Consider the following 17,077-nt stretch of genomic DNA (forward strand, 5'->3'; position numbering starts at 1 on the left):
AATTGATGGTTGACTTCCTGTCGCTTTTAGAAAGTGGCAGACAGGCTGAACGTAAACGATTTAACAGGTGGCATATTCAGACCGGTTAACAATGTTTCCGGGTCCATACCATTAAATCTTTTAGAGGCAAATACCGCCAGGTTAGATGCTTCCAGACCTGCTGTAAGGTTCTGCATTCTCAACCGTTTCGCAAACTTCATAAAATTGTACTGCAGTACGATGTTGCGAAGACGCAGATAAGAGGCATCGATAGTACGCTCATCTGACCTGTTATAGGTTTCGAATGTAGACTTATCAAAGAATCCAAGATTGACGTAGTCATTGATATCATCGCGCAATAATAAGCGGGGAATATTGGTAAATGCCTCATCTCCTTTGGCGCGCCATCTGTAAGCGAAGTCTCCATTAGCATTTTTATCATCGCGGTAAATACTGCTCAATCTTCCGTCCCGGTAGTAATCTGTTTTACGCACCACGTGTCCGGCATTAAATACAAAAGACACGCCCAGCATAAAGTTTTTATACATAAAGTTGGAAGTAAAACCACCGGAATACATGGGATCCCTGCTCCCCTGGTAAACAACGTTGGCGAGGTTTCTGTCGCTTTCAGAAAAGCCCAGTACCGTTTTACCCGCTGCATTTGTATACTGCGCCAATCCTCTGTCATTTAATCCGTTAAACCTGAAAGAATACAAGCCGGTCAGTGGCATGCCCTTTAGTGGAAAGCCTTCACCAACGGAAGCATCGAATACAGAAGGATTATTACCCTGGTAATCGGATAATACAGTATTCTTATTATATCCCACATTCACCATACCAGACCAACTGAAGTCGCCAGCTATTTTAATCGGCCGGATATTCACGGAAGCTTCAATACCTTCATTCTTCATGTCGGCCCAGTTAAACAACTTGGTCAGATAACCAGAGGAAGATTGTACGGGTTTATACCCAACGAGGTCAAAATTCTTCCTGGAATAATAGTTGACGGTAACGTCTATCGCATCTTTCAAGGTCAGGTCTATACCTGTGCTGAACATGTACTCTTTTTCAAATTCCAGGGCGGAGTTTTCTGATTCGGTAATATCTACGCCAGTGGCGTTATACGCAGGGAAAGAAGGACGAACGATGTTCGTATAATAAGCTACCAGGTCGGGGCCTCTGTAACCGGCATTTCCTCTTAAACCATAAGATACCCGTAATTTTCCGCTGGAAACAACATTATTGAGTCCATTCATAAAATGCTCTTCTCCGAAATTCCAGGCACCACCGATTGCCCAGGTAGGCAGGAATTTGTTGCGGCTGGACCTGCCGGATACGTTGGTCGCATCATTTCTTAACGATGCATCAAAAATATACCTGCCTTTATAGTTGTAGGAAAGACTGGAATAATAAGATACTGCGTTCCTGGTAAAGTCATTTACATAGGTAGAAGTACCCTGTAACAGGTTCCTGCCTCCATACATGCGCCTTTCATCATCTGGTAAATTTGTGCTTACCAATAAGCGCTCATAGGCCAGTGGAGAAGAAGCAAATGTTTTGCTATCGCTTCTGTAACCATAGTTACGTCCGAAGTTGGCGCTTTGTTTATTCTGCGTTACTTCCATACCACCCATCAATGCCAGTTTATGATTCTTGGTTTCTATAGCGGTCCAGTCTAATTGTCCACGCAGGGTGTAATATTTTGCGTTGATCGTTTCCTTGTCGAGGATGCCTCCTTCCGGCAGTACGGTCTGCGGCAGTTCATAAGAAGGAGATCCGGGCTTTTTATACAGGCGGCCATTTGATTCCAGTATCCTGAAGTCATCGGCTCTGAACTGTTGTGCATAGTTCGAATGCTCGGTCATGATTTCATCCAGCGAAGAATTGGTAAACCTGGTATTAAACAAGGTAGACGCCTTTAATCTGGGCGTGATTTTATACTCCAGGTTCAGTTGTGCCGCAAAGTCGGTGCTACCAAGATTGACATAGTTATTATCTATTTCCTGCAGGATGTTGAAGTCGGCATACCCCTTTTTGTAATATTCCAGTTGCCCGTCATCGCCATAAGGCCTGGAAGCCCTGCTGGCATCTCTTGCATAGAGGAAAGGATTTACCTGGGTACCTGGTTGGCGTTGTTCCCTGCGGGCATATTTCAGCATAATTTCTGAGGAAAACTGATTGGTAAACTGAAAGCTGTTCACCAGGTTGGCAGTATATCTTTTTGCAAATTCGCCTCTCGTTTTTCCAGGGTCATCGTAATAACTGAAGGAAAGACGGGTGGAGCTCTTTTCACCACCCTGGCTAAGGCTGACAGAATGTTGCTGGGTGAAACTGTTTTTATAAAGTACATCAAACCAGTCGGTATTAACGGTTTTCAGGTCGCGGACCATGTTACGGTATTGTGTTTCCGTGATCACACGTCTGTTATAGAGGTCCTGCAATTTTAAGTAAGGGCCTGAAGTTTCCGCCGAAAAGTTCTGCAGGAGACTTTCATAAATCGTACCCAGTTCCCCGTTAAGTTCTATCTGATCCTTAGAATTAAGTACGTCAAAATCAAGGATAGAAGGTTTTAAGCTGTAAGTACCATTAAAGGTATAGTTCACACGCAGGGGGGAATTTTTTCTGGCACGTTTTGTACTGATAACGATTACACCATTTACCGCACGCGTACCATACATGGCAGTAGCCGTAGCATCTTTCAGTACTGTAATGTCATCAATATCCTCCGGGTTTACGTTGGATAATGCGCTGGCGAGCAGGTTCCTGGCATTACCAGCATACAGCTCAGAAGGAACGATGTTGAGTGGCGCTTCCAGCGGCACCCCATCCAGTACCCACAACGGTTCATTGATACCGCTGATAGAGGCGCTTCCCCTTACCCTGATTTTGGGTGCGGTACCAAATACTGCCGACGTATTCTGAATAGCCACACCAGCCACCTGCCCCTGCAGCATTTTATCCAGCGTACCAATACTGGCTACTTTAACGTCTTTGGCCTTTACGGAGGTCGCAGCGCCCGCATAGTCGATTCTCCGGAGTGTCTGGTACCCGGTAATCACCACTTCATCCATCGCCTTCTGATCGGCCAATGTAATCTGGATGAAAGTAGCATCTGCCGCAACCCGATACTCTCTGGGTTCATATCCAATCATGGATACGATCAGTACTGCACCAGGAGCCAGGCCATTCAATACAAATGTACCTTTCTGATCTGTTACTGTTCCCTGGGACGTTCCTTTCACCTTAATACTGGCGCCGATAAGCGCTTCGCCTTTTGTGTTTTTCACCATTCCCCGCAGGTCAATTGCGGCAGTATGCATGTTGGCATACCCGATCCTCTCATGACCGGGTACATTGGCCGGAGAACTGCCAAACACAGTACTGCTGCATAGCAATTGTGCCAAAACTACGCAGCATAGGCCGGGAAATTGTGTTGTAGATTTTCTCATAAATTCCGGATATATTTTAGTACAAGAATGAATAGGTAAAGAGGTTAATATGCCATGCGTCAGGGCAACAGAACAGCATAACCTTAAAAAAATAAGCATAGACATAGCTCCGCCACCCGGGCCCATCAGCCTGGAAAAATTACGCTGGTATCACTAAGTCATCAAGTCTGGTATATCCTTATTCAGACGCAGCTGTACGGGATCATATACACAAGTCCGGAATTGGATTTACTGATTGTTGGGCTAAAATGTTCATGCATTTTTGGTTGACATTTAAATCAATGAATAACGAATATAGGTTTACGTATGACGTAAAAATTCTACGATTTTATGCCGGCGAAACACCTGGCAAAACTGGGTTTACACACTTTGTGCTCAGGCCCAAAGGACAGATTGCTTAAAAAATGTGCAGGTACATCTGAATTATGATGAACAGGCAACTTAGATCAGGTTGAAAAACTACAAGAATTGGGTATGTAACTTTACTACATAGGCCATAGGTTTCTTTGTAATTAAATATACAAAAAGGAACGCAATTGAATTTACTTTTATTACAGCAGCGGCAAAGGATACTTTAATTCCGGACCCTGTTTCCAGTATCGGAACTACCATTTTTTCACTGCCGGTTTAATGCGGGAACCGCCATTGAATGGGACCAAATATCGCATCAGTAAGACCTTCTCCTCTAGTAGACCCATTGTGGCAAGAGGAAAGCGGGGGGAGTTATTTTTACACGTCTTATATTTATCAAGATAAAAAAATGTACGTAAAAGGTTATCTGCCGGTCCCGGAGGGGACCTCAGTAGCTGATAATAATACATTGGGGTGGGGAAACAGGAACAATAACGTGCTTCATCAAATACTTCATCAAAAAAACAGACAAACAACAAAGGACATTCTTCAATGTCCTCTATTGTTTGGTAAACGGATAAACGCTAGTACATGGATGAATGATTACTGTTATATTCCAATTTGTGAATGATTGTTTGAAACGTACATCCAAAATACGGAACCATTTATCCTTTAGAATGGCGGAAGGAGTTATGGCAACCTTTTCCACGACTAGCGCATGTTGGTTCTTTGGCCGATGGATAACAAAGTTTTAAAGTAGCATGATGACTACCCTCTTCATCCCATCAAATATGTCAATTGATGTATCCGGCCATTGAATAAAAATTTAATTACATATGATCAGATTCAGGAGCCACTTCAGCAATTCATGATTGCTGTTTTTTCTTTTTCGGAGCTTCCTTCCTGGTGGTTGTACTCAATGATATTTTTTTTCTAAAATGGTAAAAGGTAATCGTTTTGGGCTATTTCAGGTATAAAAAATCGCTCAATTCATAGCAAGGTATAAGTACTCCCTGAATGGTGAAAATGCCATTTTATAACTGCATTAAAAACAAAACAAAGTGCATCTTTAAGGGCATTTTTCGATACATAACCGTTTGCTTATATGTTTATTCGTATATTTATCGGGCGAAAGGGCGTTTTTACGAATTTTATAAGAGTAGCGGACCCGGTAGTAAAAACATTCGTTCCTATTAAGCATAATATGTTCCTATATTTTCGTTATTTTAATGGTCATCAGAAAGCAAATCCGGTAGTGTGCAGACTATTAATACTATTCCTACTATTCCTCGGTACCGCGGCATATTGCCAGGAACCATCACATACCCAGTATACCGTTAAAGATGGTTTGCCCGGGGCTATCATATATCATGCGCTCCAGGATAAAAATGGCTTTATATGGTTTGCCACCAACCAGGGTGTGAGCCGGTTTGACGGCAGATCATTTAAAAATTTCTCCAAAGAAAATGGCCTGCCCGACAACGAAATCCTCCGGTTATACCTGGATAGACATAACAATATGTGGTTCATCTCCATATCCGGAATCCCCTCGGTATGCTATAACGGCACCATACGAAGTTTAAATGATTGCAAAGGTGTTTTTTCTATCACGGAAGATCTCCAGGGTGATTCCATTTTCCTCCATGCCAGTACTACACAGGGAGTCAACCTGCATAGCGGTTGTTACTCCTCACCCAGCCAAACGGGGGCATGGCGGTTTACCTATCAATCTTTCGGCATTGGATATGCCCCCTGCTGGATTCCTCAGCTGAAGGCATCCTCTGAAAAAAAAATCAATTTTTACTTTTCACTGGCAGATTACGATAACTATAAACTCACTATAAAAAGTAATACCCAAACCAGTACCGGCACCTTCCCATATAGTCGCATTGATGGATATTTCCCCATCAACATAAAATTCCTGCATACCTTCAATCCCAGGAAAGGGTCACTCCTGTTCTTCACGGATGTCTTCTATGAAGCAGATAGCATGGGACTAAAAAAAATCTGCACTATTAAGTCGCTGCAATTGGATTATCGCGATATAAACGCGATTTTCTGCGAAAATGACAGCATTCTGTGGTGCTGTACCAGGAACAGAGGCCTGCTCAGGATAACAAATTTCCAGTCCGCAAACCGGAGCATCAAAACGTTTTTCCCAAAAACTTTTTGCACATCAATATTAAAAGACCATGAAGGTGGTTATTGGGTTACCACCTATAACGATGGCGTATATTACCTACCCAATCTGAATGCTTACTATTTATCAGGATTGCAGAACCTGGCTGCTAAAGACGTAAAAACCATCAGGGTCATTGGTAAACAACGGGTAGTAGCCGGTTTTACAAATGGAAGCATCATTGAAATCAACCTGGCTGATTTAAAAAGTAAAGCATATTCCCGGTGGAACAACGCCAATACCAACAACCGGATCATGGACATCCAGCCCCACGGCAAAGATCAGCTGATGATCGCCAGCGATTACGGTCTTCATACGCTTAGTCCCTATGATATCTGTAAAACAATTTTCTGGGGTATCAGTTTAAAAGGGGCTTTTGTTATATCAGACACCTCTATCGCGCTTGCCAGCGGTTCCGGCATCTATATCTATAATCCCCACACCAGGGACGACAGACCTATTTTTTCCAATAGAACCACCTGCATAATTGGCATGGGTAACACCCTCTATTGGGGGTCTCTGAACGGTGTATACACCTATACCAATGATTCGCTCCATTACCTGGGAAAAAAATATCCGCAATTGAGCGGTATTATCAATCGTATCAACATTGCCCCGGATTCAGCTGTCTGGATCTCCACACAGCAAGGTGTAAGCATATTAAAAAACGAGCACCTGACCACTATCGGGAAAGAACAGGGGTTAGTGAGCGATATGTGTAAAGATGTCCTTTTTGAAGGCAATACAGCGTGGATATCAACCGACCGGGGTATATCCCGGGTAGTCTACCATTGGAACCACGACACACCTGTTTATACGACTTCCAGTATCACTGAAAATGACGGCCTTATCTCTTCAGACGTAAATCAAATTGCTATCAGTGGCCAGTACATATGGGCGGCAACTGCCAGCGGCATTTGTTTTATCTCAAAAAATTCGGCTTCACACAACATGCTGAAGCCTCTTATCAATATTAATACGGTAGTAAGAGGAACGGAGGCAATAGTGCCTTCCGACACCATTGCCATAGATTATAAGAAAAATAAACTACGCATAGAACTGTCCGGTATTTCTTTCCGGAGCGGCAAACAAACCACTTTCGAATACAGATTTAAAAACCTGGATAGCAACTGGACCAGTACTGCTACTGATGTACTGGAGTTTTCGACTTTACCTTTTGGCATCCATACCTTTGAAGTACGGGCTATAGACCGTTGGGGCAATAAAAGTAATCCGGTAAAAAGGATGACAATTTCCGTTCTTCCTCCATTCTGGAAAACATTCTGGTTTATTTTATGTACTTATCTTTTCACTGCCATCCTGATAGGCTGCGCCGTTTATATTTATTTCCGGATACAACAGCGTAAAAAAGATAAAATATACCAGATCAAAAAAGGAATGGCCGAGTTGGAAATGAAGGTGCTACGCGGACAAATGAACCCCCATTTCATTTTTAATTGCTTAGGTTCAATACAACATCATATATTACGAGCCGATACCGCAAATGCCAATTTATATCTATATAAATTTTCGAAACTGATACGAAATATTTTACAATATAGCATTGCTGCCGACATCACGCTGGCAGAGGAATTAGAAATTCTGGAACTCTACCTGGATTTGGAAAAAGTACGCCTGGGTGAACGGATGAACTATGTGGTTGAAGTGGCCGCTGATCTTGACCCTACAGATATCAGTATCCCATCTATGATTATTCAGCCTTATGTAGAAAATGCGATTAAACATGGCATCACCCCCCTGGAGGATAAACAGGGGAATATCATCATCAGTTTCAGCAGGGTAAATAATTACCTGGTATGCACGATTGATGATGATGGTATTGGGATGAATGCCTCCATAGCCGCTCAGAAAACCAGTTTCCCCGGCTATATATCATTAGGTACCGGTATTACCAAAAGCCGTATCGATATCATCAATGCTATTCAAAAAGATAAAATATTGCTGGCTACATCGGACAAAGGAATGAACAACCCTTCCGAACACGGTACTACTGTTCGTGTATCGTTTCCGATATTAAATGATTAGTTATGACTATACAAACCATTCTGATTGAAGATGATGAAAAAAACAGACAGGTAGTCAGTGACCTGATCCAGCAATTTGCGCCCGATGTGGAAATATGCGGAACAGCAGGCCATGTTAAAAAAGCAGTACAACTGATTGAAAATAAAGCACCGCAACTCGTTTTTATGGACATCCAGATTGCTGATGGCACCGGGTTTGACGTGTTGCGTAAATTGTCTTCCCGCAACTTTGAGCTGATCTTTATCACTGCATTCGACAACTACGCCATCAAAGCATTTAAATTTGCAGCCGTTGATTATTTACTAAAACCACTCGGTATGAATGAATTCAAAGATGCACTCGACCGGGTAAGGACCAGGATAAATGAAAAATCCAGGCATCAGCACATCGATACCCTGTTGCACAATATGATCCAACAAAGCAGCCAGGACAGAAAAATCAGTATTGCTACAGTTACCGGGTATGAATTCATGGACCTGAAAGACATCATCTGGTGCCAGTCAGAAGGAAGTTATACTATTTTTCACCTGGCCAATAATACCAAAATTATTTCCTCCCGTAGCCTGGGATATTATGAAGGTCTGCTCAGCGCAAATAATTTTTGCCGCATACATCAATCCACTATCATCAACCTGCGCTTCATCAAAAGCTATATCAAAGGAAAAAGCGGATACGTGACCATGTCAAACGGCATCAAACTGGAAATTTCCCAACGACGCAAAAATGATTTTCTGAATACGTTATAAAAGATGACAACAGCAAATCCCCCACATTATCTCTACGTCTCTGATGTAATCATTGGGATCCATTTACTGATAAAGTCCCCGTCCATCCAACTTATCCAGTCATCCTGGCCCATCGGCAGCTGTAACCCCATCTCGCACGAGTGACGACAAACTCCCGTCAGATCCCTCTCCGGCTTGCAGTACCATCATTTCTTCCCCAAAACAGTACCTCCCGATTACCCGGAACAGGACGGTACAGGATGATCAAAAAGAATTAGTTCTTTATTTTGCTAACACTTTCTTCGCAAAAAGTAATAGTAAATTAAAAAATGTACTAGCAACCAAACATGTTATGTAGGGTGTAAGGAAACAAAATTCTTCTTTTCCTTCACTGCTCAAATTAGACGCGCATTGTGCTGAATCGATTTATCAAAGTATTTTATTCATCAACGACCAATAATCTTATGTAGTCCACTATGCAACCAATCAATATGCGGTGATGCTACTGGCTTATCGTCGGCAATCTTATCATTCAGCATCAGGCATTCTTTCATCATATTGTCGGTTTGACTTCCGGCAGCTTTGTACCGGCTGAAATACCGGTAATGAGTTACGATCGTTTCAAACTGACCTGGAGAAGGAATGCCCGTTAACATCCGATCAACCAAAATTCAACAGCACGGTATTATAGAAACAACCGTATCCCGGTACTTAAAGCGACACATTCATCATTCACTCTTTTCAAACCTGTAAATAGCTTAACGCTATGAAGAATTCTACGTTCAGAAAGAAAACATTTTTTCTTCCCCTATTCTGGTATGGACTATTTAACAAGCGGCACTTCCTGATAACTGCGCTGTTATTATCCGGGGGCCTTTCACTAGCACAACAGCGTGTCATCATTACCGGTATCGTTGCTTCATCAGACGATAACTCCCTTATCCCTGGCGTAACAGTACAGGTGATCGGCACCAAAAAAGGCACCACTACCAACGAAAAGGGTAAATACTTCCTGGAGGCCAATCCCGGCGACTCCCTGGTGTTCCGTTACATCGGCTTTGTGGAAAAGCATGTGAAAGTAGGTAACCAGTCCACCATTAACATTACCCTGCAGTCGATATCCAGTCAGCTGAAAGATGTGGTGGTAGTGGCCTTTGGTACCAAGAAAAGAAGCGACATGGTAGGATCAGTCACCACCATTAAACCCGCAGACCTTAAAATACCATCCAGCAATCTCACCACCGCACTGGCAGGCCGCGCAGCGGGTGTAATCGCCTTTCAGCGAAGTGGTGAACCTGGCCTGGACAACGCACAGTTTTTTATCCGCGGTGTTACCACTTTCGGGTATAAAAAAGATCCTTTAATTCTGATAGACGGGGTGGAATTAACCACCACAGATCTGGCCCGGTTGCAGGTAGATGACATCTCCAGCTTTTCTATCCTGAAAGATGCCAGTGCCACCGCCCTGTATGGATCAAGGGCTGCAAACGGCGTGATCATGGTCACCACTAAACAGGGGGCTGTTGGAAAAGCCAAACTGGCTTTCCGCATTGAAAATTCACTCTCGGCACCTACTAAAAATATTGAGCTGGCCGACCCGGTGACCTATATGAAACTGGCCAATGAGGCCGTACTTACCCGCGATCCCCTGGGCGCACTTCCCTATAGCGAAGAAAAAATAGATAATACTGCAGCAGGCACCAATCCTACTGCTTATCCGGCCAATGATTGGAGAAAGCAGATGTTTAAAGATTATACCATGAACCAGCGGCTAAACCTGAGTGTGAGCGGCGGCGGCGGTGTGGCCAGGTATTTCGTATCCGGCGCTTATAACCGGGACAATGGCCTCATGAAAGTAGACAACCGAAATAATTTCAATAACAATATCCGTTTAAGCAGCTATAGTCTCCGCTCAAACGTGAATATAAACCTGACGAACAGCACCGAAATGGTCGTTCGCCTGAGTGGCAACTTCGATGATTATACAGGCCCCGTAGATGGCGGCGCCAGCATGTACCAGAAGGTGATGAGATCCAACCCGGTACTGTTCCCCGCCTATTACCCGGCAGATGAAGACCATAAATTTGTGAAGCATATCATGTTTGGAAATTATGATGAAGGACAATACATAAATCCTTATGCCGAAATGGTGAAGGGATATAAAGATTATTCCCGATCCCTCATGCTGGCACAAATTGAACTGAAACAAAACCTGAAATCCATCACTCCCGGACTCGCAGCAAGTGGCATGATCAATACCAACAGAACGTCTTATTTCGATGTAAGCCGTTTCTATAATCCTTTCTGGTACGAGATGGATGCGTATGATAAATTATCCAACAAGTATTTTATTACCAACACCAATCCCAATGATGGTACTGAATACCTGGGGTATAGAGAAGGAGATAAAACCATCAGCACGGCTCTTTACCTAGAATCAAGATTGAATTATGACCGCTCATTTAATAAAAGCTCGGTGAGTGGCATGCTGGTATTTATGTTACAAAACCGGTTAAATGCCAATGCTGGAGATCTGCAGCAATCGCTCCCGTTCAGGAATGTGGGATTATCCGGCAGGGCCAGTTACGACTATGATAAACGCTATTTTGCAGAAATCAATTTCGGTTATAATGGGTCCGAACGTTTTGATAAAAATAACCGCTTCGGCTTTTTCCCTTCCGTAGGACTTGCCTGGACCATATCCAACGAAAAATTCTTTGAACCGCTTAAAACAGTGGTCTCCAATCTGCGGCTGAGAGGCACTTACGGCATCATCGGAAATGATGCGATCGGCTCCCCGCAGGACCGGTTCTTTTATTTGTCGAACGTAAATATGAACAATGATGGCAGAGGCGCCGCCTTTGGGCGCGATCCGGGGAATATGTACCGGCTCAATGGTATCTCTATCTCCCGTTATGCCAACCCGGACATTACCTGGGAAACTTCCAAACAAAAGAATTTTGCATTGGAACTGGGCCTGTTTAATAAACTAAATATTACCGCCGAATATTTTTCCCAATACCGGGATCATATCCTGATGACCCGTACCATTCCGGAAGCCGCCGGTTTCGCTGTACCTGTCAAGGCAAATGTGGGTGTTGCCACAGCAGGAGGCGTTGATATTTCCATGGACTATAAACAGTTTTTTAAACAGGATTTCTGGGTATCTGTTATGGGCAACTTTACTTATGCCACCAGTAAATATAAAAACTATGAAGAACCAAAGTATGATGAATCCTATCGTTATCATACCGGTTATTCTCTTAACCAGACATTTGGCTACATCGCAGAAAAATTATTTGTTGACGATGCCGAAGCGGCGAACTCGCCCAAACAAAACTTTGGCCGGTACGGTGGTGGCGATATCAAATACCTGGACGTAAACCACGATGGTCAGATCACAGAAGCAGATAAAGTGGCCATCGGTAATCCTACTGTACCGGAAATAGTATACGGCTTTGGTTTCTCGATGGGATATAAGAATATAGATTTTTCTGCTTTCTTCCAGGGATTGGACAATGAATCCTTCTGGATAGATCCGGAAGCTACCTCTCCTTTTGCCGCCTATAAATATGCTGGAGAAAACATCAACAACACGCTGCAGAATCAACTGCTGAAAGCCTATGCCGATGATCACTGGTCAGAAGATCGCCAAAACGTATATGCACTTTGGCCCAGGCTCAGTCCTGATATCAGCCGGAACAATGCGCAAACCAGCACCTGGTTTATGCGCAATGGCTCATTTCTGCGGCTAAAACAGGTTGAACTGGGTTACACCATTCCCAACAGATGGCAGAAAAAATTACATACCACCACCTGCCGCATTTATGTGAATGCAACCAATCTGTTAAACTTCAGCTCATTCAAATTATGGGATGTGGAAATGGGAGGAAATGGCCTGGGATACCCGGTTCAACGGGTGTTTAACATAGGTCTCAACCTGAACTTCAATTAATAACAACCACCTGCCGGCACCATGTGATAACCGGCTGTTGTTAATAACGTAAAATAAAAAGCACCATGAAAGATAATATAACGATAAGGGCGCTCCTGTTATTTATTTTATTCGCATGTAATTCCTGCGCGAAATTCCTGGATGTGGTACCGGATAATGTGGCCACCCTCGACAACGCCTTTACTACCCGCATAGAAGCGAAGAAATATTTATTTACCTGCTATTCCTATATCCCCAGAAACGGTGACCTTGGCGACGACCCTGCCATGGTAGGCGGTGATGAATTATGGCGGTTCTCTACAGAAGGCGGCTTCTTTAGCATGGCTATGGGATTGCAGAATGTAGTGGGACCGTTGGGCGACCGATGGGGATTCTATCTCAGAGCCATCCGCGACTGTAATATCTTCCTCGAAAATATTGCCAAAGTACCGGATCTGAAAGAGGAAGAAAGAAAACGCTGGATAGCAGAAGTGAAGTTTCTAAAAGGCTATTACAACTTCTACCTGGTAATGATGTATGGGCCCATTCCTTTAATGAAAACCAATGTACCCATCAATGCCGACGGCAGCGATATTAAACTGTCCCGCTCACCCGTGGACTCCTGCTTCGATTATGTGCTGCAATTGATAGACGAAGCAACCGCCGACCTGCCCGCCACGATCATAGACCCTGCCAATGAACTCGGCCGCGTTACGATGCCTATTGCGCTGTCTGTAAAAGCAAAAGTAATGGTGTATGCCGCCAGTCCATTGTTTAATGGCAATAGCGATGAAGCTGTACTTAAAAACCGTGATGGTTCCCTGTTGTTCAATCCCACCTTTTCCAAGGCAAAATGGGCTGCTGCTGCGGCGGCTTGTAAAAAAGCTATAGATGCCTGTCACCAGGTTGGAATGAAGCTCTATAAATACCGCCCGGACTTTCAACAGTTTAATCTTTCTGATACCATTATGACCCAGCTAAGCATCCGCAATGCTTTTTGTGAGAGATGGAACAGCGGCATTATCTGGGCTAATACACAAACCAATTCCACCGGCTTTCAACAACTGATCACTACCTATATAGATCCGGGCAACAGGGATATCACCGCCGTGAAAGGCCAGCTATCGCCTCCCCTGCATATGGCGGAGCTGTTTTATTCCAATCACGGTGTCCCCATTACAGAAGATAAAAGCTGGGATTATGCCAATCGCTTTAACCTGAAAGTAGCCGGCGAAGCTGACAAATTTCATGTGTGGAAAGGCTATACTACCGCCTATTTAAACTTTAACAGGGAACCACGGTTCTATGCCGATTTAGGTTTTGATGGTGGTCTTTGGTACGGACAAGGGCGTTACGATGACAAAAACTACAACGACCTCTTCTACCTGGAAGGTAAATACAGGCAAAGAAACGGTTTTGGTAAACCTGGCTACGGATCGATTACCGGCTACTACCTCAAAAAAGCCGTTCATTATCAGAATGTGATTGGAAGAGGCAACGACTACTCTATTACTTCCTATTCCTGGCCTATCATGCGGTTATCCGGCTTGTATCTTTTATATGCCGAAGCATTAAATGAATCACAAGGACCGGGCGGAGAAGTGAATAATTACCTGAACCTGGTACGCGAACACGCAGGACTGGCATCCGTTGAAACCTCCTGGTCTACCTGGTCCAACAATCCTGTTAAATACACTTCACAAAGAGGCATGCGCGATATTATCCACCAGGAAACGCTGATTGAGCTGGCATTTGAAGGCCAACGCTTCTGGGATCTCCGCCGCTGGAAAGAAGCACAATCTGTGCTCAACAGGCCGATAAAGGGATGGGATCTGATACAGGAAACAGCGTCTGGCTACTATCGGCCTAAAACGATCTTCAATCAAACATTTGCATTAAAAAATTATTTCTGGCCGATCAGCGAAGGTTCCCTTTCCACGGATAAAAGTTTAGTACAAAACCTTGGTTGGTAATATCACCGAATAAAAAATAAGGACATGAAACAACTACATTACATGATCATATTCCTCTTCCTCTTTGTTGCCGGCTGGTCCTGCAAAAAAGAAAGCAGGATAAATTACACCGATGGAAATGCTCCCGCCCCTGCCCCCGTTACCAATGTAAAGGTGACCGTAAGTCCGGGCGCTGCTATACTTACCTACAAGCTTCCCTCAGACCCGCAATTGTCTTATGTAAAAGCAGTATATGAAATGCAGCCAGGTGTTTTCAGGGAAGCTAAAGCATCTTATTATACCGATACCCTGCACCTGATTGGATTTGGTGATACCCTCGTACATAGAGTGCAACTATTCAGTGTTGGTAAAAATGAAAAGGCTTCGGCGCCAGTGGAACTGTTAGTGAAACCATTACGACCGCCTGTGCTGTCTACTTTTTCTTCCATCACCATGAATGCTACGTTTGGCGGCGTACAGATCTCTTTCCAAAACGACGCCAAAGATAATCTGGCCATCGCGCTGATGCTGGATTCTACCGGGCAAAACACCTGGACTACCGTAAACACCTTCTATACCGGCGCGCCATTAGGCACCTATTCCGTCAGAGGATTTGATACCACGGTTAAAAAATTTGCGGTCTTCGTAAGAGACCGTTGGAGTAACAGATCTGATACATTAATCAAATCACTGAAGCCGGTTTATGAAGAGTTAATTCCTAAAACTACCTGGAGCGCGTTACGCCTGCCTACAGACAGCTGGTTACAGGCGGAAGGATACAGGCTGGAACAACTATGGGATAATAACATCCGCAGCATATTTGCATCTACCAACCAGTCTGTACTGCCACAATGGGTGACGATCGATCTGGGTAAGAAGGTAGTGCTAAGTCGCCTTGTGGAACATCAGCAGGAAGCCGATCACTTTTATGCCGGTTCCGCCGTCAAAAAATTTGAAGTATGGGGGTCAAATGATCCCAGTCCTGATGGCAGCTGGGAGCATTGGGAACTGTTGGGTAGCTTCAGTTCATTTAAACCTTCCGGACTGCCTTTAGGACAAACAACGGAAGAAGATAAAAACTACGCATGGTTTAAGGGCGAAGATTTTTCTTTCAATCGCCTCTTGCCGGCAATACGCTATATCCGCTTTAAAACGCTGGAAACCTATAGTATGTCCGGACAGGTAGTGATGGCAGAAGTGGACCTCTGGGGCCAACAGGTACCTTAACATTTTTCTTAAATTAAAAAGAAGCAGATGAAAAACATCTTTTATTATACTTCGATAATATCCATGATACTGGTGATGCTGACCGCCTGCAAAAAAATGGATAGCACCTATAAACAATTTGTAGTGCCGGATGGCATTGTATACCCCGGGAAAGCGAATAGTCCGGTAGCAAATGCCGGCCGTAACCGGGTGAAGATTTCCTGGCTGAGAGGTGCAGATCCTACCCTCACAAGTGCTAAGATCTTCTGGAATAATTATGGGGATTCTGCTGTAGTAAATATTCCTCCTACCGGAGATACGATTAGTTATACCATTAATAATTTACCGGAAAAAAGTTATTCGTTCGTCATTAAAACCTATGATACCAAAGGACGTGTTTCTGTACCGGTAGAAATATTTGGCGCAAGCTACGGAGAAGTATACCAGTCCAGCCTCCTGAGCCGCCCGGTAGATGCAGGTATCCTGTATGCAGATTCCATCGTAGTGAAATGGGGTGGTGCCGATATATCAAACGGCGCATATGCCACAGATGTAAAATATATCAATATGGCAGGTATAGCGCAGGTAAAGCGTTTCCCTGCCAGCAATGCAACGTCCACTATTACAGATATGAAAGCCGGGGTTACCTATCAGTACCGGACAGTTTACCTTCCTGATTCATTAAGTATTGATACATTCTATACGGACTATGTAACCAGTAAACCCTTTTTATTTAGTCCTAAGAACTGGCGCATCATAGATTTCTCCAGTCAACATCCCGGTGATGAAAACCTCGTTGCCAATGTCATCGATGGAAGCCCTAATACACGCTGGCATGCATGGGTGGGTAATTCCAGCTATCCGCATTTCTTTGTGGTAGATATGGGAATACTCCACACCATTACCTCGTTTACATTATACCGGAAAACAGATGATGACAGGGCCTGTGATACCTTTAAGCTGCTGACAAGTACCGATAATGTCAACTGGACCGATCTCGGTACTTTTAACTTCAACCGTACCATTAACGATGGACAATCCTATGAAATACCCACTCATCCCAACGCGAGATATTTTAAACTCATTGGGTTGAGTGGTCCTCAAACTTATATTGTTTTAGGAGATATCAGTGCGTTTGGTTTTTAACAGGTGAATGCCAAGATAGCCTGTGATAAAATAAAGGCTGTCATCTTACCGTTGCTGTGAAAAAACAGGCAATAGTAAGATGACAGCCTTTTTATTGTTCCTCTTTCGTG

8 protein-coding genes are annotated in these 17,077 nt (G+C 43.8%); 6 read left to right on the forward strand and 2 right to left on the reverse strand.

Annotation, left to right across the window (positions count from 1 at the left end; genetic code table 11):
• Positions 1-26 precede the first annotated feature (26 nt).
• Positions 27-3,428, reverse strand: a complete 3,402-nt coding sequence (locus AB4Z08_RS18050) for a SusC/RagA family TonB-linked outer membrane protein (protein WP_441575160.1) — start codon at positions 3,426-3,428, stop codon at positions 27-29.
• Positions 3,429-4,884: 1,456 nt separating this feature from the next.
• Here AB4Z08_RS18050 and AB4Z08_RS18055 point away from each other — a divergent pair.
• Both AB4Z08_RS18055 and AB4Z08_RS18060 read left to right on the forward strand, forming a co-directional pair.
• The gene (locus tag AB4Z08_RS18055) at positions 4,885-8,004 is read left to right on the forward strand and encodes a histidine kinase (protein ID WP_441575161.1); all 3,120 of its coding nucleotides are present in this window, start codon (positions 4,885-4,887) and stop codon (positions 8,002-8,004) included.
• Positions 8,005-8,006: 2 nt separating this feature from the next.
• Positions 8,007-8,750, forward strand: coding sequence for a LytR/AlgR family response regulator transcription factor (locus tag AB4Z08_RS18060; RefSeq protein ID WP_441575162.1), 744 nt, complete (start codon positions 8,007-8,009; stop codon positions 8,748-8,750).
• A 425-nt stretch (positions 8,751-9,175) separates the two neighbouring features.
• Here AB4Z08_RS18060 and AB4Z08_RS18065 read toward each other — a convergent pair whose 3' ends face one another.
• Positions 9,176-9,397 (reverse strand): hypothetical protein, encoded by a 222-nt coding sequence (locus tag AB4Z08_RS18065; protein WP_441575163.1) that lies wholly within the window; start codon positions 9,395-9,397, stop codon positions 9,176-9,178.
• Between the two features lie 98 nt (positions 9,398-9,495).
• Here AB4Z08_RS18065 and AB4Z08_RS18070 point away from each other — a divergent pair, with 98 nt between their 5' ends.
• From AB4Z08_RS18070 to AB4Z08_RS18085, 4 genes are all read left to right on the forward strand, one after another.
• Positions 9,496-12,684 (forward strand): SusC/RagA family TonB-linked outer membrane protein, encoded by a 3,189-nt coding sequence (locus AB4Z08_RS18070; RefSeq protein ID WP_441575164.1) that lies wholly within the window; start codon positions 9,496-9,498, stop codon positions 12,682-12,684.
• Positions 12,685-12,749: 65 nt separating this feature from the next.
• Positions 12,750-14,636 carry a RagB/SusD family nutrient uptake outer membrane protein gene (locus AB4Z08_RS18075; protein WP_441575165.1) on the forward strand — a complete coding sequence of 629 codons (1,887 nt, stop codon included), beginning with the start codon at positions 12,750-12,752 and terminating at the stop codon, positions 14,634-14,636.
• A 24-nt stretch (positions 14,637-14,660) separates the two neighbouring features.
• Positions 14,661-15,842 (forward strand): DUF5000 domain-containing lipoprotein, encoded by a 1,182-nt coding sequence (locus tag AB4Z08_RS18080; protein ID WP_441575166.1) that lies wholly within the window; start codon positions 14,661-14,663, stop codon positions 15,840-15,842.
• A 27-nt stretch (positions 15,843-15,869) separates the two neighbouring features.
• Entirely contained in the window at positions 15,870-16,967 is a 1,098-nt protein-coding gene (locus tag AB4Z08_RS18085; protein ID WP_441575167.1) for a DUF4998 domain-containing protein, read from the forward strand.
• The last annotated feature ends 110 nt before the right edge of the window (positions 16,968-17,077 follow it).

The organism is Chitinophaga sp. RAB17 (assembly GCF_052114225.1).
In the GTDB taxonomy this organism is placed as follows: domain Bacteria; phylum Bacteroidota; class Bacteroidia; order Chitinophagales; family Chitinophagaceae; genus Chitinophaga.